The sequence below is a fragment of the Pseudomonas sp. MS01C9 genome, from assembly GCF_058202755.1.
This window is the reverse complement of record NZ_CM177073.1, coordinates 5192994-5215797: the sequence shown is the minus strand read 5'-3', so window position 1 is coordinate 5215797 and position 22804 is coordinate 5192994. Positions and strand designations below refer to the sequence as shown.

Annotated in this window: 22 protein-coding genes and 1 pseudogene; 15 read left to right on the top strand and 8 right to left on the bottom strand. The window is 57.8% G+C overall.

Annotated elements, in window-relative coordinates; genetic code table 11:
- Nucleotides 1-152 precede the first annotated feature (152 nt).
- On the top strand, nt 153-1067 hold the full coding sequence (locus AC1M7R_RS23660) for a LysR family transcriptional regulator (RefSeq protein ID WP_072431080.1): 915 nt from the start codon (nt 153-155) through the stop codon (nt 1065-1067).
- Between the two features lie 143 nt (nt 1068-1210).
- Nucleotides 1211-1588, top strand: a complete 378-nt coding sequence (locus tag AC1M7R_RS23655; RefSeq protein ID WP_143007957.1) for an MFS transporter — start codon at nt 1211-1213, stop codon at nt 1586-1588.
- A 70-nt stretch (nt 1589-1658) separates the two neighbouring features.
- Here the strand turns inward: AC1M7R_RS23655 and gcvA are convergent, their stop codons facing one another.
- The gene (gene gcvA, locus AC1M7R_RS23650) at nt 1659-2570 is read right to left on the bottom strand and encodes a transcriptional regulator GcvA (RefSeq protein ID WP_072431082.1); all 912 of its coding nucleotides are present in this window, start codon (nt 2568-2570) and stop codon (nt 1659-1661) included.
- Nucleotides 2571-2855: 285 nt separating this feature from the next.
- Here gcvA and AC1M7R_RS23645 point away from each other — a divergent pair, with 285 nt between their 5' ends.
- The 8 genes from AC1M7R_RS23645 to AC1M7R_RS23610 all read left to right on the top strand — a co-directional run bounded on the left by AC1M7R_RS23645 (nt 2856) and on the right by AC1M7R_RS23610 (nt 8853).
- A complete protein-coding gene (locus tag AC1M7R_RS23645; protein ID WP_034138527.1) occupies nt 2856-3629 on the top strand; it encodes an SDR family NAD(P)-dependent oxidoreductase in 774 nt (257 codons plus the stop codon).
- Between the two features lie 62 nt (nt 3630-3691).
- The gene (locus AC1M7R_RS23640) at nt 3692-3973 is read left to right on the top strand and encodes a hypothetical protein (RefSeq protein ID WP_072431083.1); all 282 of its coding nucleotides are present in this window, start codon (nt 3692-3694) and stop codon (nt 3971-3973) included.
- A 61-nt stretch (nt 3974-4034) separates the two neighbouring features.
- Complete coding sequence (locus AC1M7R_RS23635; protein ID WP_218124375.1) at nt 4035-4376, top strand: carboxymuconolactone decarboxylase family protein; 342 nt, start codon at nt 4035-4037, stop codon at nt 4374-4376.
- Between the two features lie 64 nt (nt 4377-4440).
- The gene (locus tag AC1M7R_RS23630) at nt 4441-5109 is read left to right on the top strand and encodes a cupin domain-containing protein (RefSeq protein WP_072431085.1); all 669 of its coding nucleotides are present in this window, start codon (nt 4441-4443) and stop codon (nt 5107-5109) included.
- Entirely contained in the window at nt 5110-6225 is a 1116-nt protein-coding gene (locus AC1M7R_RS23625; protein ID WP_072431086.1) for a flavin monoamine oxidase family protein, read from the top strand. It begins immediately after the preceding gene.
- Between the two features lie 33 nt (nt 6226-6258).
- On the top strand, nt 6259-6708 hold the full coding sequence (locus AC1M7R_RS23620) for an alpha/beta fold hydrolase (protein WP_490609961.1): 450 nt from the start codon (nt 6259-6261) through the stop codon (nt 6706-6708).
- 120 nt (nt 6709-6828) lie between these two features.
- A complete protein-coding gene (locus AC1M7R_RS23615; protein WP_072431089.1) occupies nt 6829-7878 on the top strand; it encodes an alcohol dehydrogenase in 1050 nt (349 codons plus the stop codon).
- Between the two features lie 81 nt (nt 7879-7959).
- Nucleotides 7960-8853 carry a DMT family transporter gene (locus AC1M7R_RS23610; RefSeq protein WP_197432264.1) on the top strand — a complete coding sequence of 298 codons (894 nt, stop codon included), beginning with the start codon at nt 7960-7962 and terminating at the stop codon, nt 8851-8853.
- Nucleotides 8854-8947: 94 nt separating this feature from the next.
- Here the strand turns inward: AC1M7R_RS23610 and AC1M7R_RS23605 are convergent, their stop codons facing one another.
- Both AC1M7R_RS23605 and AC1M7R_RS23600 read right to left on the bottom strand, forming a co-directional pair.
- Nucleotides 8948-9829, bottom strand: coding sequence for a PhzF family phenazine biosynthesis protein (locus AC1M7R_RS23605; protein ID WP_034138534.1), 882 nt, complete (start codon nt 9827-9829; stop codon nt 8948-8950).
- Between the two features lie 228 nt (nt 9830-10057).
- The gene (locus AC1M7R_RS23600; protein ID WP_072458833.1) at nt 10058-10939 is read right to left on the bottom strand and encodes a LysR family transcriptional regulator; all 882 of its coding nucleotides are present in this window, start codon (nt 10937-10939) and stop codon (nt 10058-10060) included.
- 122 nt (nt 10940-11061) lie between these two features.
- Here AC1M7R_RS23600 and AC1M7R_RS23595 point away from each other — a divergent pair, with 122 nt between their 5' ends.
- From AC1M7R_RS23595 to AC1M7R_RS23585, 3 genes are read left to right on the top strand one after another with little or no spacing between them, the layout of a single operon-like run.
- Nucleotides 11062-11781, top strand: a complete 720-nt coding sequence (locus tag AC1M7R_RS23595; protein WP_072431091.1) for an AzlC family ABC transporter permease — start codon at nt 11062-11064, stop codon at nt 11779-11781.
- On the top strand, nt 11771-12091 hold the full coding sequence (locus AC1M7R_RS23590; RefSeq protein ID WP_072431092.1) for an AzlD family protein: 321 nt from the start codon (nt 11771-11773) through the stop codon (nt 12089-12091). Before AC1M7R_RS23595 ends, AC1M7R_RS23590 begins: the two co-directional genes overlap by 11 nt.
- Before the next feature lie 34 nt (nt 12092-12125).
- Nucleotides 12126-12767 (top strand): LysE family translocator, encoded by a 642-nt coding sequence (locus AC1M7R_RS23585; protein ID WP_490609960.1) that lies wholly within the window; start codon nt 12126-12128, stop codon nt 12765-12767.
- A gap of 511 nt (nt 12768-13278) precedes the next feature.
- Here the strand turns inward: AC1M7R_RS23585 and AC1M7R_RS23580 are convergent.
- The gene (locus AC1M7R_RS23580) at nt 13279-14397 is read right to left on the bottom strand and encodes an NADH:flavin oxidoreductase (RefSeq protein WP_072391220.1); all 1119 of its coding nucleotides are present in this window, start codon (nt 14395-14397) and stop codon (nt 13279-13281) included.
- 101 nt (nt 14398-14498) lie between these two features.
- Here AC1M7R_RS23580 and AC1M7R_RS23575 point away from each other — a divergent pair, with 101 nt between their 5' ends.
- Together AC1M7R_RS23575 and AC1M7R_RS23570 are read left to right on the top strand one after the other, a co-directional pair.
- Complete coding sequence (locus AC1M7R_RS23575; protein WP_072391217.1) at nt 14499-14882, top strand: winged helix-turn-helix transcriptional regulator; 384 nt, start codon at nt 14499-14501, stop codon at nt 14880-14882.
- 149 nt (nt 14883-15031) lie between these two features.
- Nucleotides 15032-15342 (top strand): annotated as a pseudogene (locus AC1M7R_RS23570) (substrate-binding domain-containing protein); the annotation flags it as partial.
- An 86-nt stretch (nt 15343-15428) separates the two neighbouring features.
- Here AC1M7R_RS23570 and AC1M7R_RS23565 read toward each other — a convergent pair.
- From AC1M7R_RS23565 to AC1M7R_RS23550, 4 genes are all read right to left on the bottom strand, one after another.
- The gene (locus AC1M7R_RS23565; protein ID WP_490609959.1) at nt 15429-18251 is read right to left on the bottom strand and encodes a M10 family metallopeptidase C-terminal domain-containing protein; all 2823 of its coding nucleotides are present in this window, start codon (nt 18249-18251) and stop codon (nt 15429-15431) included.
- 116 nt (nt 18252-18367) lie between these two features.
- Nucleotides 18368-19693: a TolC family outer membrane protein gene (locus tag AC1M7R_RS23560; RefSeq protein ID WP_490609958.1), complete on the bottom strand. Its 1326-nt coding sequence runs from the start codon at nt 19691-19693 to the stop codon at nt 18368-18370.
- 1 nt (nt 19694) lies between these two features.
- Nucleotides 19695-21014, bottom strand: coding sequence for an HlyD family type I secretion periplasmic adaptor subunit (locus AC1M7R_RS23555; RefSeq protein ID WP_072391208.1), 1320 nt, complete (start codon nt 21012-21014; stop codon nt 19695-19697).
- A complete protein-coding gene (locus tag AC1M7R_RS23550) occupies nt 21001-22746 on the bottom strand; it encodes a type I secretion system permease/ATPase (protein ID WP_076407090.1) in 1746 nt (581 codons plus the stop codon). The genes AC1M7R_RS23555 and AC1M7R_RS23550 overlap by 14 nt, the downstream gene beginning before the upstream one ends.
- Between the last annotated feature and the right edge of the window lie 58 nt (nt 22747-22804).

Here is a 22804-nt window from a genome sequence, read left to right as displayed (position 1 = left end):
CAGCATGAACGAGTATCAGGGCTTTCCCTACAGAGCCTAGGAAAATTCAATTAGCCGGTGCAGAGTACCAGCCTTTACCCGTAAGATTCATGCCGGCCATTGTTCCCATATGGCCGCCCACGTCAAGCTTGCCGAATCTGCCAGGACCCCAGATGAATCGTAATGACCTGCGTCGTGTCGACCTGAACCTGTTGATCGTGTTCGAAACACTGATGCATGAACGCAGCGTAACCCGCGCCGCCGAGAAACTGTTCCTCGGCCAGCCGGCCATCAGCGCCGCGCTGTCGCGGCTGCGCAGCCTGTTCGATGACCCGCTGTTCGTGCGCACCGGCCGCAGCATGGAACCTTCGGCACGGGCCATCGAGATCTTCGCCTTGCTCTCCCCGGCCCTGGACTCGATTTCCACGGCAGTCAGCCGGGCGGCGGAATTCGACCCGGCCACCAGCACCTCGGTGTTTCGCATCGGCCTTTCGGACGATGCCGAGTTCGCCCTGCTGCCGATGCTGCTCAAGCGCCTGCGCGCCGAGGCGCCGGGCATCGTGCTGGTGGTGCGCCGGGTCAACTACCTCCTGATGCCGAGCCTGCTGACGTCCGGCGAAATCTCCATTGGTGTCAGCTATACCGACGACCTGCCGGCCAACGCCAAGCGCAAGGTACTGCGGCGCAGCTCGCCCAAGGTGCTGCGGGCCGATACCGCGCCCGGGCAATTGACCCTGGACGAATTCTGCGCCCGCCCCCATGCCCTGGTGTCCTTCGCCGGTGATCTGAGCGGCTTCATCGACGAAGAGCTGGAAAAGCTCGGCCGCAAGCGCCACGTCGTACTGGCCGTCCCGCAGTTCAACGGCTTGAGTACGCTGCTGTCGGGCACCGACATCATCGCCACCGTGCCCGACTACACCGCCGAGGCCCTGACCTCCGCCGGTGGCGTACGCGCCGAAGACCCGCCCATCCCGGTACGCAGCTTCGAGCTGCACATGGCCTGGCGCGGCTCCCAGGACAACGATCCAGGCGAGCGCTGGTTGCGTTCGCGGATTCAGATGTTTTTCGGCGACCCTGAGAGTCTATAGGCGTCGTCAGGAAGGCTGTTAATCCTGATCATTTCTGCCTTTTGATAGACCATGGAGATCCATCCACCTCCAGTGGATTGCTACATTAGGGGCAATTAGGGCTTGCGCTGATAGGCATGGCTGCACTGGTTGGGATGCTAGGGATGAGCGTTGGCCATTTTTGGCTTGCACTGGTATTGCTTGGCGTTGGCTGCAACTTCGGTTTTCTCGGGGCCTCTGCCTTGGTGCTGACCTGTCACACCTCAGAAGACGGGCCGCGCGTACAAGCGATCAACGACTTCGTTGTATTCGGCACTATGGTTTTCGGTTCATTTCTATCTGGCGGACTGCTCGACGCCTATGGCTGGACGACCGCCTCCGGTCTAATTCTGGTTCCAATGCTGCTGGCTATGTTCGGGCTCCTTTGGCTACAGCGTCGCCCATCTAACGTAGGCGTCCAACCTCAAACCTTACAGGTCGGCTCGGCACTGGCCTGCTTGCAGCCAGAAGGTCAATGCCATGTGGTTCAGCCTGTTAGGTAGTAAAGCACTTCGGGGCGAGCGCCGTCCTCAAGCGGCTAACTATTGGTAGCCGCTCCGAATGTCAGTTCCTTTACTTCGACGCTGCCTCCTCGAATAGCCAGTCTCGAAAAGCGGACAGTTTTGGCAAACTCGAGCACTCTGCTCGATACACGACGTAATAAGCCAATGGCGAAATGCACGATATCTCGGGGAACAAACGTATTAAACGTCCCGTCGCGAGATCATCGGCTGCCATCACGCTTCGAGCGAGAGCGATACCGTGACCGTCGATGGCAGCCTGTAGAACCGCCGCTGAATTGTTGATTTGCATTCCGCGTGTCGCAACGTTGGGGACGCCAGCCGTCTGCAACCACATGTCCCAAGATAGAAACCCCGTAGGCCTATCCATCGACAAATCATGAATCAAGGTCTCGCTTGCCAGATCGCTTGGCTTTTGCAAACGCCAATGTTCGCTAAGCAGTTTTGGCGAACATACAGGGTAGACCTCTTCCCCCATTAGCTTTTCTGCCACCAGGCCTGGCCAACTACCTGCGCCGTATCGCACCCCGATATCAATACGCTGAGCGACGAAGTCCACAGGCTTTAGGTTGGTATCAAGTCTCACATCAGTATCAGGTCGAGCGTTGTGAAAGTGCTCAATCCTTGGCAGCAGCCACTTGGCAGCAAATGCAGGACTTATCGCCACGGTGAGTACGCCTGAAGGAGATGCCTCCTGGAGTCTCTCCATGCCGAGAACCAACCTGTCGAAGCCGGCCCGAATATCCGGCAGTGCACGCTCAGCAGTTTCAGTAGGTATTAACCGCACCCGTCCACTGCTACTGCGCAGAAACAGTGGTGCGCCCAGCCAATCCTCCAAGGTGCGTACGAGCTGTCCGACTGCGGCGGGTGTGACGTTCAACTCCGCCGCTGCCGCTGAAAAGCTTTGATGGCGGGCGCTGGCTTCAAACGCGCGTAGAGCATTCAGATGAACGGGCGTTTTCATGTCGGTAAAGATTTTCTTTTAAAAAGGAACACTTTATCTCGTTTGTCGGCGTATGCAAATCAGCGAAGAATCCATCCCATATCGAAGCCGGAGCAAAGTCCCTGCTCAGGAAACTCGAAGTCTGACGTAATGATTCTGTCAGAAAAAGCGCATCCATCGATGAAGCGGTAAATGGACGCCACGAGGCTACATGCAGTTTAGCGTAAGGGCATGAGCTGGATGCTCCGAGATATTTTTTCTTTTACTGAGTCCTGTCGTCGACAGGCGTAAATCGAGGTTTTCAAAATGAGCATTGAATTCAAAGGCAAAAAGCTGTTGGTCGTCGGTGGCACCAGCGGTATGGGTTTGGAATCGGCACGCATGGTGCTGGCTGGCGGTGGTAGCGCTGTAATTGTAGGCAACCGCCCGGATAAGACCGAAGCGGCGCGTCAGGAGCTGGCGAAATTGGGCCAGGTATGGGCAGTGACCGCTGACCTATCCAGCAGCGAGGGTTTGAACGCATTGCTCAAAGCCATTGATGAGCAGCATGCAGATGTCGATCTGCTGGTGAACGCGGCTGGCGTTTTCTTCCCTAAACCATTTCTGGAACATGAGGGTGCAGATTACGACCAGTACATGAAGCTGAACAAAGCGTTCTTCTTCATCACTCAGAAAGTAGCCGCCAACCTGGTCGCCAAGAGCAAGCCTGGTGCGATCGTCAACATCGGTTCGATGTGGGCCAAACAAGCCATTGCAGCCACTCCATCGTCGGCCTACTCGATGGCCAAGGCCGGTCTGCATTCGCTGACCCAACATCTGGCGATGGAATTGGCCCCCAAGCAAATTCGCGTCAATGCGGTCTCCCCTGCGGTGGTACAAACCCCGATCTACGAAGGCTTTATTCCTAAAGCTGAAGTTCATAGCGCACTGCAAGGTTTCAACAGTTTCCACCCAATCGGTCGTGTCGGCACTCCACAGGACGTGGCCGAAGTCGTCTCGTTCCTGCTTTCGGATAAAGCAGGCTGGGTCACTGGCGCGATTTGGGATGTCGACGGCGGCGTGATGGCTGGCCGCAACTGATCACCTCGGGCAGGCGCTCGCGCCTGCCGACATTGCTGCACCACTGGTAAGGAGAAACGCATATGGTCTATCTGCAAATCAACCTCAAGATTGCCGCTGCCAAACGTGCTGAAGCCGCCGGCATCTACCAGACGTACAAGGCGCCCTTCCTCGAAACCATCAAGGGTGCGCAGTCCAAAGAGCTGCTTGTACGCGATGAGGATGTGCAAGTGCTGCACGGCTTTGACACCACAGAAAACGCACGCGCATACCTGCAAAGCGAGCTGTTCACAGCGGACGTCGTCGAAGCTCTGAAACCATTACTCGATGCTGCACCCGATGTGCGCATCTACCTAGCCGCTTAAGCCGCGTTACAAGCGCAGCACGGCGACGCATGCCCAAATTTTCAAGAGGAATACCGTCATGATGCAAGACTGGAACGCTTACCGTGAAACCCTTCTGGAACGCGTAGGCGATTACGCAAAACAGAGCCCCGACGTTATGCGCGGCCTGATGACTATCGACAACGCTGCCGCCAGGACTGGTCATTTGGAAGCCAAGTTTCATGAAATGATCGCCCTCGCTGTGGCCGTTACCACGCGCTGCGACGGCTGCATTTCAGTGCACACCAAAAAGGCTGTCGATGCTGGTGCCACTCTCGAAGAAATCTCCGAAGCCTTGGGCGTCGCTATTGCTCTCAATGCTGGTGCAGCGCTGACCTATTCGGCGCGTGTCATCGAGACCTACCAACAGCTTCCAAAGGACTAAGCCGCAGCGACAGGTGCCCGCGTTCCTAGGGGGCACCTGTCAGCGCGTTATTTGGAGAATCCCCATGCTGATCAATTCAGATTTCTCGCGCCGCGCGTTCGTGGCACCCCACAAGTATGAATGGGTCTCCTCCCCTCAAAACGGTGTCGAGCGTGTGATGCTGGATCGCGTGGGGGCAGAGAAAGCTCGTGCAACCAGCATAGTGCGGTATGCACCCGATTCGTACTTCCCACACCACATGCACCCAGGCGGTGAGGAAATCCTGGTGTTGGCCGGTACTTTTTCTGAGGACGACGAACATTATCCTGCTGGCTGGTATCTGCGTAACCCACCTGGCTCTGGACACCGCCCCTCCAGCAGTGAGGGCGCGACTATCTTCGTCAAACTTCAGCAAATGCGCGACGACGAAGCCCAACACGTGCGGATTGATACCAGTGACCCAAACAATTGGCTTCGTCACGGTAATCGAGAGATATGCCCCTTATTCTCAGATCAATCTGAGGAAGTATGCCTAACTCGACTGCCAGCATCTGAAGCACTCCTCTCCACGCCCGTACAAGGCGCGGAGTTGTTGGTGCTGGAAGGTGAAGTGGTTGTGAGTGAGCGCTCTTTTACCTCCGGTAGCTGGGTGCGCACACCCGCTGGAGAAATCCCCCCGATCACCGCTGGTGAACAGGGTGCCACCGTCTATCTCAAAACAGGTCATCTGGCCGATCTGACGGCAGGAATTTAAATGCCAAACGTACGCACTGTCATCGTCGGAGCAGGTTTGAGTGGCCTGTATGCCGCTTATCTGCTCGAACGTCAGGGTCGCCAGGATTACATCCTTCTGGAGGCGCGTGATGTGCTCGGAGGCCGAATCGCATCAGTCAGAGCGCCCCACGACCGGGCGTCGACACATACCTCTGATCGATTTGATTTAGGGCCCACTTGGTTCTGGCCCGACTTCCAAATTGAATTGCATCAACTGATTGTGCAGCTAGGCCTGGAATACTTCGAGCAGTTCGACACTGGCGACATGATGGTGGAACGCGCGTCGAGTGAATCGCCGGCACGCACGCGCGGCTATGCCAGCTCACCGGCCTCTATTCGCTTGAAAGGTGGCATGTCGGCACTCATCGACGCACTGAGCAGATCGCTGGACTCAAAACAAACGCTTACCGATCAGACCGTCCTCTCGATTCGCGCCACACCGGCCAATGTAGAAATTGATAGCACAGACTCTGCCGGAAACCTCACGACCTGGTGCGCAGAGCAGGTCTTGCTGGCGATGCCTCCGCGTCTGGTAGAGCGAAACATCAAGTTTGAGCCAGCATTGCCAACCGAGTTGGCTCGACAGTGGCGAGACACTGCCACTTGGATGGCGCCTCATGCCAAATACCTTGCGATCTACGACAGACCATTCTGGCGTGAGCAGGGGCTGTCCGGTGCCGCGCGGAGTGCGCGTGGCCCATTGGGCGAGATACACGATGCTTCCATGCCTGATGGCAGCGCGGCGCTATTTGGCTTCTTCGGTGTACCTGCGTACGTCCGTAAAGCGGTTCCCGAGGATGTGCTGCGCGAACACAGCCGTGCACAACTCGTACGTCTCTTTGGATCACAGGCAGCGGAACCACGCGCTGACTTCATCAAGGACTGGGCGCAGGATCCTTTGACCGCTACCGAAGCTGATCTTGGCTCGGCTGGCCACCCCACAAGCACTCCCCAAGCTGCGGCGAGCTCAGGGATTTGGAAGGGGCGACTCACCGGCATCGCCAGTGAATGGTCACCACAGTTCCCTGGATACGTTGCCGGTGCCATTGAGGCCACGTCGCTGGCAATTCGGGCCTTATCGCCATTGCCGGACTAAACGAATACTTCCCCATTCGTTGAGGATGAGAACATGCCAGATCAACGTTTTGACTTTCACGGAGCACTTGGAACAGTGCTGTCTGGACGAATTGAGCGTCCACAGACCACACCTCGTGGGTGGGCTATTTTTGCCCATTGTTTCACTTGTGGAAAGGAAAGCCTCGCGGCAGCGCGAATTGCACGAGCCCTTGCACTGAACGGGATTGGTGTACTGCGTTTTGACTTCGCAGGACTCGGGGGTAGCGAAGGAGAATTCGCTCACTCAACTTTCGCCGCTGATGTGGGTGATCTCATCGCCGCAGGCCGCGCCATGACTGAAGCAGGCCATCCTCCTTCATTACTGATTGGCCACAGTTTGGGTGGGGCGGCAGCGTTGAGTGCCGCCGCCGAAATGCCCTCCGTGCAAGCAGTGGCAACCATCGGTGCTCCTGCCGATGTGAAACATATCCTTCATCAGTTCGACAATGTTTCTTGCCAGTGATGAGTCGCGCTACATGTTGGGTGCGGAGATTGTTGTTGACGGGGGCTTCGCCCAGCTTTGAATCGATGAAGCGCTGAACCCACTCACGTCAAATCTGACCTACCCATAGGACACAAGACCATGAAAAATACTTACCAAGCAATGCAAGTGACCCGGCCTGGAGTCCTCGAAATGGTGGATCGCCCGATACCTACTCCATGTACCGGAGAGGTATTGATTGAAGTCGAAGCGTGCGGCATCTGTGGTGCCGACATAAGCGACATCGAAGGTGCAGATCCAACGCTGCAAGCACCACGGGTACCAGGTCATGAGGTGGTTGGCCGTATAAAGGCGCTCGGCGCTCACACCTCTTCCATCTGGAAGATTGGCCAACGCGTAGGGGTGGGCCGACTCGGCGGACACTGTAACGAGTGCGCCCAATGCCGTCAGGGCAACTTTCAACTTTGCCCTAACCAACATTTCGTTGGTGCTACCTGTGACGGTGGCTATGCCGAGCTGATGATCGCTCGCAGCAGCGGACTGGTGTCGATCCCCGACGAGCTCGACGCCGTGGAGGCCGCCCCGCTCCTCTGCGCAGGTATAGCGACCTTCAATGCCCTAAAAAAATGTGGTGCCAACGCGGGTGACACCGTGGCCATTCTTGGTATAGGAGGCCTCGGACACATGGCGCTCCAGTATGCGCGCCGCATGGGGTTTAGAGTCATCGCCGTGGGCCGAGGTCAAGACATTGCAGATGATGCGCTGGCATTGGGGGCGCATCTTTATATCGATACCAATAACGAAGATGCTGCAGCAACGCTCAACAGCTTGGGCGGTGCTCAGGCCATCGTCAGCACCGTCGGTCATCCCGACGCGGTGTCTGCGGTGGTGGGCGGATTGGCACCTCAAGGAAGGTTGATTCTGCTTGGAGCACACAAGTCACCCCTGCCCGTTTCGTCTGGACAGTTAGTCGTCGGCGAACGCAGTGTGTGCGGATCCCTCACAGGCACACCCTACGAAAATGAGCGCACCTTGGATTTCAGCGTGCTCACGGATGTACGTCCGAGAATCGAGGTCATGCCACTCGAACAAGCCAATGAGGCCTTTCAGAAGTTGAAGTCTGGTGAAGCCAAATTCCGGATTGTGTTGACTGTCGCAGGTGAAAGTGTGGCACAGAAAGGTTTGCCCTAAGCGTCATCGCTCTCGTGCGCTAACACCTAGCGCACATTGTCGCACTTGCGATTGCATTGAAATCGGTGATGGAGATTCAGAATGACGTTCAAGAGCTCAGGCCAGAGCACTGACACAGCGGCTAGCAACGCATCAGTCGCGCCTTTTATCGTTCTGATGACGAGCCTTGCAATGATTGCGTTCGCAGCCAACTCATTGCTCACCAGGGCAGCTTTTCAAACGACCGACATCGATGCGGCTTCATTCAGTGGCATCCGAGTGATATCGGGCGCACTGACATTACTGATAATTTTCCTGGCTCAGGGCGGAAAAATTAAACAGCTCAAAGCGCAGTGGTGGGCCGCAATCTTCCTGTTCACATATGTCGCCGCCTTTTCCTTCGCCTACCGTGACATCAGTACCGGCGCAGGCGCATTGATACTCTTTGCATCTGCACAAGTCCTTATGATTTCTTATGGGCTCCGGAGGGGGGAACGCACAAGCATCTTCGGGCTGTTCGTTGCTCTCGGCGGAATGATCGCTTTTCTCGCCCCATCCGCATCGGCACCACCTGCGTATGCTGCCGCGTTGATGGCGGTTGCAGGAATCGCGTGGGGCGCTTTCTCAGTGGCGGGAAAGGCTAACGAGTCTCCACTCGTCAAGACTGCGAGCAGTTTTCTTGGGGCAATTCCCTTTGCTGTTGTGCTCGTGCTTTACCAACATGATCATCTGCGTGTCGATACTACCGGGGCGTGGTATGCAGTGATTGCTGGAGGTTTAACATCAGCCGTTGGATACGCGATTTGGTATTGGGCACGGGTTCGAATGACCACTATTACTGCCGGGGCCGTTCAGCTTTCAGTTCCCATCTTGAGCATGGTACTTGGCGTTCTCATCCTCAGCGAGGACATCACAATGCTCAGCGGCATTTCGGCCTTAGTGACATTGAGCGGTGTCGCGTGGGTCTCATTGACCACCAAGCAAAAGAAACTCTGACGACGCACCGATACGGGTGTTCCCCCCCTTCTTTCAAAAGTTGGTGACGGTGATTAGGCATGCCCAGCCACCGGAGGTAGCTGGACACCGTTCATCAGCGAAGATTGATCAAGCCGTCAATACAGGTAACGGCTTCGCCTCCGACCTTGATGACCTCATCGCTCACTTCGAGATTGATGAAACCCGCGCGGCCCAAAATTTGACCCTGACTGGCTCGGAATTGACTGCCAAATGCTTCGGCCTGCCCGGTATGTCGGATAAAAGCCGCCATGGCTCCGTTTCCACTGCCGCAAACGGGATCTTCGCTAACACCGCAAGCTGGAGCAAAAGCGCGTATTTCTACATCTGCAGTGCCGTCAACCGGGTACTTGCCGAACACAATTACCCCAGTTGCTCTATCGCGTAGATTGCTTACCTTCATACTCTGCAAATCAGGCTTATTCGCAATCACCTGCTGAGCACTGGCGAGCTGGACGACAACCCAACGTGCACCGACGTCAACAAGAACAGGTGGATACTCACGTGATATGGATGTGCCCAAACAGGCCTCCAATTCATCAATACGTTGAGCATCAAATGGCTCGAATTTCGGATGGGGGAGCTCAAACGAGATTAACTGCTTTCCGGCCTCGTCAATGGTGACATCAAGCCGCACCAACCCAGCACCGCATTCTTGAACGACGACGCCGTCGGTGGGAACGATGGCGCCGGCCTCTATAAGAGCGTGTGCGGTGCCGATAGTGGGATGACCCGCGAACGGGAGCTCTGATCCAGGCGTGAAAATGCGAACGCGATAATCGGCCTGCTCTTGAGTTTTCGGTAATACGAAAGTGGTTTCGGAAAGGTTCGTCCAATTGGCAATCTGTTGCATCTCGGCGTCCGACAGCCCCTTCGCATCGAGAACGACTGCCACAGGGTTACCTTTGTATCGCTCGAAAGTGAACACATCAACTTGCTTAAAACTGACGCTGTGCATGATTGGTCGTCCAATAGGGTTGAGAGTCACTGAATTTTAGTTTCCTACCCTTTTTGGATACAGCTACAGTCAGCACATTGATTTATGAGTACAATTCAAAGCCCCTCATGTGCATATCTTTTAAATATCCTGCTAGGTACAGCAAATAGCACCGAAGAGTCGAATTATTCTATCTGAGCGAAGTAATTTGCCCAGAGCCCCGTCATGTCTGTCAGTTCAAAGCCCGATTTATTTAGCTCGTTCAACACATAGAGGATCTCTTAGGGAACCCACGACCTCATCGTACAGCGTATCCACGGCACGAGATCCCTTTGAATCCCGGCTCCGCATCAGCACGACTTCAATTACCGGAAGCTCGGGTAAACCTTGCCGCGCATCGAGCATCTTTAGAGTGGGAGGAAGGCTGCACCGCGTAAGCACAGCAACTGCCATTCCGCTTTGAGCAGCAGCTATTTGCCCGCTGACATTAGGACTGTTGTAGACAACTCGATACTCACGTTGCTGAGCCTCAAGCGCTGCCAGTATCTCGGTACGCAACCGTCCGCCTAATTCATGCACTGCAATCGGTAGCGGGCTGCGCTTCCAGATCTCGTGCTGTTCAGCGGCGCCCCACACCAAGGCTTCCCTGAAGAGCAACTCACCACGTGAAGGTGCATCACGGGTCACCAGCGCCAAATCGATTTCACCTCGATCAACCTTTGCCAGCAGCGCTGTGGACTCTTCACACACCAACGTGACCTCGACCTCACCGAAGCGCGCAGCAAAGTGCCTGAGCACCGGCACCAGGTACGGCACTGCATAGTCGTCAGGAACGCCAAAAGACACCCGCCCGGAAAGAGCCCCACCATGCATAGCAAGCACCAGGGTCGAGTGAGACGCTAGTAACTTGCGCGCATGGCCCAGCAGATCGAAGCCAGCGGGCGTCAGAGACAGTTGCCTAGGCTCGCGGTTGAGCAACGGGCGACCGATGCTATCTTCTAGCTTCTTTAATTGCATGCTCACCGCTGACTGCGAGCGCGATACCTGTCGCGCCGCCGCCGTCATGGAACCGGTATCAACCACCGCCAGGAAGGTTCGTAGCCAGTCAATCTGCAAATCCTTGGAGTGCATCACTAAACCTTAGCAATTCGAAACTCGAATGGCGATTATAAAACTTATTCGCTTTTCTTGGATCGCTCAGCGCCCCCAAAATGGCGCCTGAATAGAGGTACAACCTGATCCAGTGAGGTGGAATGGTGTTAAGTGTCGATGCAAGCTCCGTAGAGTTGGATAAATACGAAATATGGAGCGGCTTCAAACAGCTCTTGCCGATCTCCATGTTCGTTGTGGTCTTTGCGATTGCCTTCGGGCTTGCTGCCGCGCAGACAGGGCTGAGCGAAGCGTCAACTCTTCTAATGAGTATTCTGGTATTCGCTGGCGCAGCACAATTTGCAGTGCTTGACCTCTGGGGTCAGCACGTCCCGGTAATACCGTTGGTGATCACGGTATTCGCGATCAATGCCCGCCATCTGTTGATGGGAGCAACCCTGTACCCCTGGTTACGCGAACTACCACGCGCCAAGCGTTACGGCGTGATGATGGTGGTTTCCGACGCCAACTGGGCGATGTCGATGCAGGCGTTCAACAGCGGCAAGCGAGGCATGGGACTGCTGTTTGGGGGCGGTCTTGCGCTGTGGTCGGCTTGGTCGCTTGGCAGTTGGCTGGGGCTGAAGTTTGGAAGCGTCATTCAAAACCCAGTGAGTCTGGGCCTCGACATGGTGATGGGCTGTTTTCTTCTCGCGATGGTGCTCGGAGGCCAAAAAAACCTGCGCATGTTGATCATCTGGAGTGTGGCGGCCGCAGCGTCCTTATCGGCCTACTTGTATTTGCCTGAAAACAGTCACGTTGTTACTGGAGCATTGGCCGGCGGTTTACTGGGCGCCTTCTGGCCGGAGAAAAAGAATGAGCATTGAAACTTCAGGCTTCGGCACGCTGTACATCATTCTGATCATGGCAATTGTCACGCTCGCCACCCGGTGGGGCGGCGTATTCGTGATGTCATTTGTGCCCATCAACTACCGGGTGCAGCAATTCATCAGTGCCATGTCCGGATCGGTACTGGTGGCGGTGCTGACACCGATGGCAATTACGGGTGATAACGGCGCGCGACTCGCATTGCTAACGACCGCCATCGTGATGCTAACACTGCACAAATCTCTTCCGGCGATTGCAGCCGGGATTTTGATGGCAGCATTGTTCAGGCAGCTTCAGGTCGTCTTGTAATATGCCCCCTCTCAACCACCTATGGACATGAAATATGGATCCGCACTCAGTTTTGGCTTTTACCCTAGTCGCAGCGATTGCCATCGCAAGCCCTGGCCCTGCGACCGTTATGGCGATCAATAACAGTTTGGCATTTGGGCCGCGTTATGCCGTATGGTCATCATTGGGCAACGCTTGCGGATTGTTCTGCTTATCGGCTGCTGCGGCGTCTGGCTTGGGCGCCCTGCTCGCAAGCTCCGAATGGATGTTCAATGCGGTGAAAGTCCTGGGTGCCGGTTACCTCTTATATCTGGGCGTGAAGCAGTTGTTCAACAAGCATCCAATCCTCATTCAGGAAGTGCAGCCGGATGGCAAAGCGATTACACCGTCACGTATGAAACTCTACAAGTCGGCTTTCCTGACCGCCGTCACCAATCCTAAGGCAACGATATTCTTTACCGCCCTGTTCCCGCAGTTTATTAACAAGGACGTCGCGCTGCTGCCACAATTCCTGCTACTCACCTTCATCTTCATGGGTTTGTCGCTGGCTTCATTGAGCGTTTATGCCGCCGCTGCGGCTCAGGTCAAAAGTGTACTGACCCGCCCAGCACTCTCCATATGGATCGGCAGGCTCGTAGGCTCAGCATTCATCTGCTTCGGCGCTGCCATTTTGACGGTACGCCGCCCAGTTTCTTGAGATAAACCTGCGCCTTTGGCCTAGCTTAGCTGGGCCGCTCGGAGGCCGGCTAAGACACTGCGCAACAGTCCGCTTTTGGCCGAGGCTGTGTAAAAACGCTTTTGAGCGCGGCAGGTACTCAAAATAGAACTGAAAATTACATTGCCACCCCAGTCCGTGTCAGGAATCGTCATTCGTGATCGCTCGTGTACGGCATAGGATTAGGGGCAAAATTGGGGGCACATCAAGACTTTTTCAAACTGAAACTACCGTCCTAGAGCCAAGTCAAAATGTTCTTTGGGGACCCGGACAGCTTGTGACGCTCCATGGCCTGCGCGTAAACGCCCGGGCCACAGGCTGCAAGAGAATCCTGTTCACAGGTGTTGAGTGGCCTCAACGTGTTCAACCATTAACAGTCAGGGCACACTCGACAACGGGTCACGGTCTCGACCTCGCAACATCCGAGGCCAGACCGCTGCTGTCTTCAGGCTAGGACCTTTGTGGCGTCACGCTCTCCACCGCCCGATGAGGCTCAAACCAATTCAGCCAAAGATGCCGGATTGAAGCCCTTCAGGCCTGCGTAATCGCCTTTTTCCACTTTGGCGACCCAATCCATGTCACTCAGCAGGACACGCCCTACGGCGATCAGATCGAACTCTTCGCGCTCCATGCGTTCAACGAGCCGATCCAGGCTGGCCGGGAGCGATCCCTCGCCGGCAAAAGCGTGAGTGACATCGTTATCCAGCCCGACCGAACCGACGCTGATGGTCGTGGCTCCCGTGACCTTCTTCGCCCACCCCGCGCAGTTCAGCCCGTTCTCACCGTCAATGTCGGGAAACTCAGGTTCCCAGAAACGTCGCTGCGAGCAGTGCAGGACGTCGACACCGGCCTCGACCAGTGGCAGCAGCCAGTCCTCCATCACTGCGGGTGTCTCAGCGATGCGCACGCCGTAGTCCTGCTGCTTCCACTGGCTGACACGCATGATGATCGGGAATTCAGGACCCACCGCCTGACGAACAGCAGACACGATCTCGCTGGCAAAGCGCGAGCGTTCCTTGATGGACGGGCCGCCGTAGCGGTCGGTGCGCAGATTGCTGCCAGACCAGAAAAACTGGTCGATCAGATAACCATGGGCTCCGTGGATCTCCACGGTATCGAAGCCCAGTCGCTTGGCATCTGCTGCGGCCTTGGCGAACGCTGCTACCGTGTCGGCAATGTCCTCTTCACTCATCGCCACGCCACGCGGATCACCTGGCGAAACGAGGCCCGAAGGGCTCTCCACTGGCGCATCCGGCTCCCAGTCGTTGATGTAACGCGTGGAACCGGTGTGCCAGATCTGTGGGGCCATGCGTCCGCCCGCGCCGTGGACCGCATCGATCACGTTTTTCCATCCCGCCAGCGCCGCGTCGCCATGAAAAAATGGGATGCCGCCATCATTACGCGATGCCGGACGATCGATCACGGTGCCTTCCGACAGAATCAGCCCGACACCTCCTTCTGCTCGTCGCCGGTAATAGGCAGCACTCGCTTCACTCGGAATGCCATCGGGTGAGAACAGACGCGTCATGGGTGCCATGACAATACGATTCTTCAGTTCGAGCGACCGGATGGAAAAAGGACGGAATAAGATGCTGGTATCGGGGATCGACATCGGATGGACTCCATTTGTTTTCGGAGGCCATAAAGTATATTTTGTAAACCTGATGTCAATTAGGCACTTAAAGTCGCCTTGGTATACATGAGGAAACTTCGATGCTGGAATTGAAGCCGCAATGCTTTTCGTCGGAGTGCCCAAGCCGGGCGCTGTTCGACCAGATCGCGGACAAGTGGTCAATGATGGTTTTGGCGGTGCTCGATGACGGACCGCATCGCTTCAACGCCATCAAGCGCCGCCTGGAGGGCGTCACCCAGAAGGCACTGACACAGTGCCTGCGGCGACTGGAACGAAATGGTCTCGTCTCGCGCCAGATCATTTCGTTCTCACCTGTGGCGGTGCAGTATGAGATCACCCCACTGGGTCAAACGCTGCAGCAGCCATTTCGCGAACTGCATAAATGGACGCTCGACAAATTACCCGAGGTCGAAGCGGCCCGGTCGAAGTTCGACGAGGCCGCGGAGCAAAAGCCGGCGGTGTGATTGCCGAGTGACTTGTCACCACTGCCCATCTGCAACGCATGACTTCGCAGACTTGCCTGCGGTATCCCTGAACCTGCCAACCGCTAAATCAAGTGCCAGATTTCACTCTCGCAGCAGGGGAAATTTCCGGATCGTGGCCCGGAAGTGGCCATGAAACAGCCGCCCTTGATCGGCACATCATCGAGGGCTGCCCTCAATTGGACATCCTGATCTGCGGCAACGACCGCATCGCCTTGTGCGCCTATTGCTGCTGGGCCGTGGCCTGAAGATCCGCGGCTATGTGCCCGTGCCTGGCTACGACCACATGATCGGCATCGCCGATCGCTCATCCCCGCTCCTGATCCACGGTACGACTGCCGTACTACGAGATCGGTCGAAAAGCGGCCCGGCATCTGATCGAGACCCTGCAAGTCGCGGGGCCCCAGTGGATGGCCCATTGGTGATCAGGGCGTCGCTATAAGCCAGGCCCTGCCGGCTCCGTACTTCACGCGACGCTGTCCAGCTGCTCGCAATGGATCGATGGTTGGCAGGCACTTGAATCGTTTGTCAGGCAACCAGATCGTTGGTACCGAAGGTATTGACCCCCACCAGCTGAATCTCGAAATCCGCGTCCAGGTCGTCGTTGAGGTTGCCGTAGAGCACGTGATCAACGAAGCGCAACTGCCCGGCGCCGCTGAAAACGTTCGAACCTATGAAGTTGAATGGGTTGTCTGCCGTGGTCAGGATATTGGCATCCAGTTTTGACAGGTCAAGTTTGTCGCCCTGCAGGCTGTTGAAGTCGAGGATGACATCGCGAATACCTCCGGTGCCCAACTCGTTCAACGCATCGAAGACGAATCGATCAGCGCTCTCTCCGCCCGTCAGTAGATCCGTGCCCAGCCCACCGATCAACGTGTCGGCGCCCGCGCCGCCATTGAGCTGATCGTTGCCTGCACCGCCGTTCAGCACGTTGTTGCCGGCATTACCTGCCAGCACGTTGTCCAGGGCGTTGCCGGTGCCATTGATTGCGGCAGTGCCAGTCAGCGTGAGGTTTTCCAGATTCGTTACCAGGGTGTAGCTGACAGACGAGAGGACGCCATCGATTTCCGTCAGAGAGGCACTTGCCTCGGTGATCGTATCAGCGACATTGTCAACCACGTAGACGTCATTGCCGGCCCCGCCATCCAGGATATCCGCACCGCCCAGGCCATTGAGCACGTTATCGGCGGCATTACCGATCAGGCTGTTGTCCAGGGTATTGCCGACAAGGTTGAGCTCAGCCGTGCCGAGCAACTGGCCGTCCTCGACGTTGGCCGACAGGGTGTAGCTGACCGCGGTGAGGATCACGTCCCGGCCTGCACCGGCAAGTTCGATAACCTTATCACCCAGGTTGTCGACGACGTAGCTATCGTTTCCCTCGCCTCCGACCAGCGTATCCAGCCCAACCCCGCCGTCCAAAACGTTGTCGCCGACGTTGCCGGTCAACACGTTGTTCTGGGCATTGCCAGTGCCGCTGATAGCCGCCGTACCGAGCAACGTCAGATTCTCCAGGTTTGCGCCCAGGGTCCAGTTCACCGCAGAAAGCACCGTGTCGATTTCGCTGGCCAGGGTGCTGGTTTCGCTGATGATGTCACCGAGATTATCGACCACATAAATGTCGTTGCCCGTATCTCCGATGAGCGTGTCGATACCGCTACCGCCGCTCAGAGAGTTGGCACCCGCATTGCCGGTGATGCGGTTGTTCAGCCCGTTGCCGGACGCGCTGATGGAAGCGGCGCCGATCAGCGTAAGGTTTTCCAGGTTCGCTCCCAGGCTGTAGCTGACGGACGAGAGGACGCCATCGATTTCCGTCAGAGAGGCACTTGCCTCGATGATCGTATCAGCGACATTGTCAACCACGTAGACGTCACTGCCGGCCCCGCCGTCCAGGATATCCGCACCGCCCAGGCCATTGAGCACGTTATCGGCGGCATTACCGATCAGGCTGTTGTTCAGGGTATTACCGACGCCGTTGATAACCGCCGAACCTAACAGTGTCAGGTTCTCCAGGTTTGCGCCCAGGGTCCAGCTCACAGCAGACAGCACCGTGTCGATTTCGCTGGCCAGGGTGCTGGCTTCGCTGATGACATCACCGCTGTTGTCGACCACATAAATGTCGTTGCCGGTGCCTCCGATGAGCGTGTCGATACCGCTACCGCCGCTCAGAGAGTTGGCACCCGCATTGCCGGTGATGCGGTTGTTCAGCCCGTTGCCGGACGCGCTGATGGAAGCGGCGCCGATCAGCGTGAGGTTTTCCAGGTTTGTTCCCAGGCTGTAGCTGACGGACGAGAGGACGCTATCGATTTCCGTCGGTGACGCACTGGCCTCGGTGATCGTATCAGCGGCGTTGTCAACCACGTAGATGTCGTCGCCTGCACCGCCAATCATGGTGTCGTTGCCAGCAAGACCATTCAGAATGTTGCTCAGCGCATTACCTATCAGGGTATCGTCATTGACTGAGCCGACTGCGTTTTCGATCTTGGCGCCGTAAGCGATCGCCAATCCTTCATTAAATGCGTCCTGGGTATTCAGGTTCAGAAAAGCCTTGCCGATTTTGCTGAACTGTCCTTCATTGAGGTCGATACGGACCGCTGCCGCCTGATTGCTTGCGTCGATGGTATCAATGCCACCAGCGTCCCAGATAGTCTCGAAAACCGACTGGTCAGCGGTCCAGCGATAGTTGTTATCGCCCGTCTGCCAAAGCATGTTGGCGCCATAGAGGCTTTGGATCGCCGCAATATCGAGCAGCATGGGCGAGGTGGGTTCATAGGAATACGCGTTGCCGTAACTCATGATCGTATAACGAACATCGTCGTACTGATCTGCAAGCACCGTGTTGTTTGTCAGCCCTTGGGAGAACGGATGTTTCAAACCCAGCGCATGACCGATCTCATGCATAAACGTCAGGTAGTCGTAGGTGCCCGGGGTGGGAGCCGGCTCGTTGGTCACCGGTCCGATCCAGACATCCCCTGCGGCGGCGCTTTGCCCGGGGAAATAGCCCCAGGCGGCGGTGTCGGAATCCATCCAGGAATAGCCGCCAAAGCGCAAGTCACCGACATTCGTGGAGGTTTCGCTCACTTGGGTGAACTTGATATTGGCAACCGAGCTCCACTCGGCGAGCGAGCCGACAACGGCGGTTTTCTGCGCTGACGTCAGGGCATAGCTAGCACCGTACTCGTTTTCGTCGCTGTAGGAGCGGGAGAATAAAGAGCCGATGTTTATGAAACTGTATGTCAGGGACGTGCCACTGCTCGTGCCTGACCAGTAGGTGCCATAGATCAAGCTATCGATTTGCGCATTGCCCGTCAGCTTTGCAGATAAAACAGGTGAATAACCGAGTGGACTAGGCATGCGAAACTTCCTGTGTGCAAACCTGCAGCCCTTCTTGGATGGGGCCGCAGCAAGAGATCATGATGTGGAATGGCGGCATTGATATCATCTAGCCATTGTTTTTTCAAATTTTGACGCTATTTACTTGGCGCAACAAGCCACTCGTTAGTCTTGCGAATATCCCCGTCCCCCAGCCTTCCGCTCCAGCGGTGCAGCACCAGCAGGCTGGTAACGAACCGGTACTGGGACTGGTAGAAATCACGCCGTGCACGAAACTCATCCTTGATGCTGTCCAGCACATCGACGGCGTTCTTGACGCCATAACCGAAGGCTTTTTCCGTGGCCGTCCGTGACTTCTCGGCGGACTCCAGCGCGCGGCGTGTCGCCTTGATCCGGCTGAGTTCGGCCATCATGCCGAGGTAAGCCGTGCGGGTTTCCTTGACCACCTGGCGCCTCAGCGCCTCCAGCTCTTGCTGGGCGACCTCCCTGTCGCTCTCGGAACTCGATACCCGGGCGCTGGTGGAGCCGCCACTGTAGAGAGGGACCTGCAAATCGAGGGAGGCAACGAGATTGTCCGAGCGTGGCGTCAACGCGCCCTCATAGCCGATATCACTGCGCTGCGCGGTGAGGTTCAGGCCCAGGCGCGGCAAATGGCCCGCCTTGGCTTCGCCGATGGCGGCCTCGGCGGCGCGGATATTGTGCTCCCGGGCATGCAAGGCCGGGTTGCTGTCCAGGGCCATCCGTATCCAATCGTCCGGAGTCTGCGGCGGCAGAGTGAAGGCTGGGTTGTCGCCGATACGCTTGAGAGGTTCCTGGACGTCCCGCCCCACCAATTCGGAAATGGCTTCGCGGCTGACCTGGACCTTGTTGCCGGCCTCGATCTCGTCGGCCTTGAGGGCATCCACTCGCGCCTCGAGGTCGAGGGTATCGGTCACCATCGCCATCTGGCGCGCATACAGCGCCTTGATCCGCTTGAGGTTGCGCTCGGTGGCGGCCAGTTCGCTGCGCACCAGGGACAGTTCATCCTCCGCCGCCAGTACGGCGAAGTAGCGTTCGGACAAGTCGATGCTGGACTGCACCTGGGTGTCGTCGGATTCGTACTGGCTTTTCTGGGCCAGCTCGACGTACTTCTGATAACTGCGCCAGACCTGCGGGTCGTAGAGCACCTGATTGAGTACCACGGCCATGCGTTTGCCGTTGTACTGGATTCGCCCCAGGTCATCGTCCCGCCGGCTGCGGTTGACACTGCTGCTGGCATTGAGCTGCGGCAGCAAGCGGCCCAAGGCCGCCCGCTCATTGCCGTCACCGCTACGAGTCAGGGCCTGTGCCCGCAGGATACGGGGATCGGCCCCTTGCGCCTCCTGGTGCAGTTGCCAAAGATCGACATAAGGCAGCGGCGCTTCAGTGTCAGCCAAGGCGCTCATCGACACAGCGAGCAGGCCGATCGCGATCAGAGACTTCATGTCAGTCCTCGATCAACGAACGGGCAAATGCATTGCTGGCGGGCTGCATCAAGTACTGCAACAGCGTCCGCTCCCCGGTATTGAGCAGCACTTCGACCGGCATGCCCGGCACCAGGGTTAGGCTGCCCAGCGTGCGACGCCCATTGTCTGTCAGCGCCACCCGCGCCAGGTAGTAGGCCGCACCGGTGTCCTTGTTGGTCAGGCGGTCAGCGGACAGCTGCACCAGTTGCCCTTCGATCACCGGCGTGGTGCCACTCTTGAACGCACTGAAACGCATGCTCGCCAGCTTGCCGAGGGCGATGCGATCGATGTCCATGGGCGAAACCTGCGCCTCGACGATCAGTTCTTCGTTGGCCGGGACGATATCCAGCAACGCAGTGCCCGGGCTGACCACCGCGCCCAGGGTGTGCACCGTCATGCCCATGACCATGCCCGACTCAGGCGCGACGATGTCGGTGCGCTGGTCGCGGTCCTGCAGGGTGGCGAGGCGCTCGCGCAACTCATACACCTTGCTCCGTGTGTCACCCAGCAGGCCTGCCACCTCACTGGCGAAGGTTTTCTTCAATTGCAGTATCTTCAGCTTCGCTTCGTCGGCATGGACGCGTGCCTGGGCAATCCCGGACTGGCTTTCGGCGATTTCGGCCCGCAGGCGCGACAGGCTGCGTTCCTGTTCCCGCAGGCGCTGCTTGTCCACGTAGCCTTCGGCGAGCAAGGCCCGCAAATCGACAATCTCTTCTTCATAGGACGCCGCCAGCGCCTGCTTGCTGGCGATGATGTTCTTGAGTCCGCGAATCTGTTCCTCGATCTGGCCGATCGTCGTCTCTTGCAGGCCGACTTCGCCCAGAAGCGAGGTCCGTCGCGTCTGGAAGATCCGTGCTTCGCTGTCCCGAGCTTCGCGCACGCGCGGGTCGGAGGGGTCAAGGGAGTGCACGGCGACGGGCTCGGGCAGCCCGTCCCGCTCAGCTTCGAGGCGGGCCTGCAGTTCAAGCGCCGCCACCAACTGGCTGCGCATGGCTTCCATTTCCGAACGTGCCTGGGTGTTGTCCAGCACCATCAGCACATCGCCGGCTTTTACCAGGTCGCCGTCATGCACCCGCAGTTCCCGCACGATGCCGCCTTCCAGGTGCTGTACGGTCTTGCGGTAGCTCTTGACCGTGACCACCCCTGGGGCCAGTGCCGCGCTGTCCAGGGGCGCCAGGGTGGCCCAGCCGCCGAACAGGCCAAAGGTGACCAGCAGCATCAGATACCCGATGCGCCGTGCCGGAGCGTCATCGATCGGCAGTGTGGACATGTCGACGGATGAGGACTTATTGCTTGGCATAAAGGTGCTCATCCGCTTCTTTCGATGGGGCCGTCGCCTGCTGGGCGGCGGGGGCAGCGCCCCGCAACCGTGCCAGGACCGGGTCGCGCGGCCCGAACAGGCTCAACTCGCCCTGGTTGAGGACCAGCAGCTTGTCTACCTGCGCCAGCACACCTGAGCGGTGCGTGATGACAAACACCGTGGCACGGCTCTGCCTGAGTTTGTGCAACGCCTCGGCAAGCATTTTTTCCCCGGCGTCGTCCAGGTTGGAGTTCGGCTCATCGAGCACCACCAGGCGTGGCTCACCGTACAAGGCGCGAGCCAGGCCGATGCGTTGCCGCTGGCCACCGGACAATCCGCCGCCATTGGCGCCGATCACGGTGTCGTAGCCGTCGGGCAATTGCAGCACCAGCTCATGGACACCCGCCATGCGCGCGGCGGCGACCACTGCTGGCGCATTGGCCGGGCCAAAGCGCGAGATATTCTGGCTGATGGAGCCCTCGAACAATTCGATGTCCTGGGGCAGATAGCCGATATATTGGCCCAACTCCTCCCGGCGCCATTGGCTGATGTCTGCACCGTCCAGGCGTACGGTGCCGGCCTGGCCTGGCCAGATACCCAGCAACGCCCGGGCCAGGCTGGACTTGCCGGCGCCGCTGGGACCGATGATGCCCACCGCTTCGCCGGCGGACACCTGGAAGCTCAAGCCCCGGACAACCGGCTTGCGGCTGCCCGGCGCACTCACCGAAAGCCCCTCGACGCGAATCGCCCCTTCGGGCGCGGGTAATGACATGCGTTCTGGCTCAGCGGCCACCTCGATCAGCAGCGTCTGCAACCGGGCATATTGCGAGCGTGCTCCCAGAAAGCCTTTCCACACGCCAATCAACTGGTCGATGGGCGCCAACGCCCGCCCCAGCAGAATGGAACCGGCGATCATCATCCCCGAGGAAATTTCATGGGTAATCGTCAAATAGGCCCCCAACCCCAGCACCAGGGACTGGAGGACCTGGCGGAACGTCCTGGACACCGCGGCAATGCTCGCCGCGCGATCACTGGCCAGACTCTGCAAGGCCAGGACCCGATGGATGCGCTCGTTCCACTGCTGGCGCAGGCTGGCGAGCATGCCCATGGACTCCACCACCTCGGCATTGCGCAGGCTCTTGGCGACAAAGGCGCTGGCGACCATCTGCTCACGATTGGCCGTCTGCAACGGCCCACGGGTCAGTTGCTCGTTGGCGAAGGCCAGTGCTCCCAGCAGCAACGCGCTCAATAGTCCCATCCAGCCGTACCAGGGGTGGAACATGAACATGACCGCCAGGTAGATCGGGATCCAGGGCGCATCGAAAAACGCAAACAGACCGTTTCCGGTCAGGAACTGGCGCAACGCGCTCAGGTCGCTCAGCGGCTGGCCCGAAGCGTTCATCCCGCTGCTATTGAGGGCCTGCTTGAAACTGGCGTCGAACAGACGCTGGCCCAGCAGCGTGTCCAGACGCGTACTGACGCGCACCATGATCCGCGAACGAACCCACTCCAGCCCGCCCATGGTGGCCATCAGCAGCAACATGATCAGCGTCAGCATCAACAAGGTCGACAGACTGGCGCTTCCTACAGCGCGGTCATACACCTGCAACATGTAGAACGACGGAACCAGCATCAGCAGGTTGACGAAAAAACTGAAAAAACCAACGGAGAGGAAACTGCCTCTGCATACGGCAAGGGCGCCTTCCAGATCGGTCTTCGGGTGGGCTGACATGGTTCGTTACCTGGGCCGGCTTGGGGCTGACTGCAAAAACGTGGGGGACCGGTACCCG

Bases quoted from the DNA above. Each gene is read 5' to 3' on its own strand.
- AC1M7R_RS23660 (WP_072431080.1), top strand. From the start codon at position 153: ATGAATCGTAATGACCTGCGTCGTGTCGACCTGAACCTGTTGATCGTG.
- AC1M7R_RS23655 (WP_143007957.1), top strand. From the start codon at position 1,211: ATGAGCGTTGGCCATTTTTGGCTTGCACTGGTATTGCTTGGCGTTGGC.
- gcvA (WP_072431082.1), bottom strand. From the start codon at position 2,570: ATGAAAACGCCCGTTCATCTGAATGCTCTACGCGCGTTTGAAGCCAGC.
- AC1M7R_RS23645 (WP_034138527.1), top strand. From the start codon at position 2,856: ATGAGCATTGAATTCAAAGGCAAAAAGCTGTTGGTCGTCGGTGGCACC.
- AC1M7R_RS23640 (WP_072431083.1), top strand. From the start codon at position 3,692: ATGGTCTATCTGCAAATCAACCTCAAGATTGCCGCTGCCAAACGTGCT.
- AC1M7R_RS23635 (WP_218124375.1), top strand. From the start codon at position 4,035: ATGCAAGACTGGAACGCTTACCGTGAAACCCTTCTGGAACGCGTAGGC.
- AC1M7R_RS23630 (WP_072431085.1), top strand. From the start codon at position 4,441: ATGCTGATCAATTCAGATTTCTCGCGCCGCGCGTTCGTGGCACCCCAC.
- AC1M7R_RS23625 (WP_072431086.1), top strand. From the start codon at position 5,110: ATGCCAAACGTACGCACTGTCATCGTCGGAGCAGGTTTGAGTGGCCTG.
- AC1M7R_RS23620 (WP_490609961.1), top strand. From the start codon at position 6,259: ATGCCAGATCAACGTTTTGACTTTCACGGAGCACTTGGAACAGTGCTG.
- AC1M7R_RS23615 (WP_072431089.1), top strand. From the start codon at position 6,829: ATGAAAAATACTTACCAAGCAATGCAAGTGACCCGGCCTGGAGTCCTC.
- AC1M7R_RS23610 (WP_197432264.1), top strand. From the start codon at position 7,960: ATGACGTTCAAGAGCTCAGGCCAGAGCACTGACACAGCGGCTAGCAAC.
- AC1M7R_RS23605 (WP_034138534.1), bottom strand. From the start codon at position 9,829: ATGCACAGCGTCAGTTTTAAGCAAGTTGATGTGTTCACTTTCGAGCGA.
- AC1M7R_RS23600 (WP_072458833.1), bottom strand. From the start codon at position 10,939: ATGCACTCCAAGGATTTGCAGATTGACTGGCTACGAACCTTCCTGGCG.
- AC1M7R_RS23595 (WP_072431091.1), top strand. From the start codon at position 11,062: ATGGTGTTAAGTGTCGATGCAAGCTCCGTAGAGTTGGATAAATACGAA.
- AC1M7R_RS23590 (WP_072431092.1), top strand. From the start codon at position 11,771: ATGAGCATTGAAACTTCAGGCTTCGGCACGCTGTACATCATTCTGATC.
- AC1M7R_RS23585 (WP_490609960.1), top strand. From the start codon at position 12,126: ATGGATCCGCACTCAGTTTTGGCTTTTACCCTAGTCGCAGCGATTGCC.
- AC1M7R_RS23580 (WP_072391220.1), bottom strand. From the start codon at position 14,397: ATGTCGATCCCCGATACCAGCATCTTATTCCGTCCTTTTTCCATCCGG.
- AC1M7R_RS23575 (WP_072391217.1), top strand. From the start codon at position 14,499: ATGCTGGAATTGAAGCCGCAATGCTTTTCGTCGGAGTGCCCAAGCCGG.
- AC1M7R_RS23565 (WP_490609959.1), bottom strand. From the start codon at position 18,251: ATGCCTAGTCCACTCGGTTATTCACCTGTTTTATCTGCAAAGCTGACG.
- AC1M7R_RS23560 (WP_490609958.1), bottom strand. From the start codon at position 19,693: ATGAAGTCTCTGATCGCGATCGGCCTGCTCGCTGTGTCGATGAGCGCC.
- AC1M7R_RS23555 (WP_072391208.1), bottom strand. From the start codon at position 21,014: ATGCCAAGCAATAAGTCCTCATCCGTCGACATGTCCACACTGCCGATC.
- AC1M7R_RS23550 (WP_076407090.1), bottom strand. From the start codon at position 22,746: ATGTCAGCCCACCCGAAGACCGATCTGGAAGGCGCCCTTGCCGTATGC.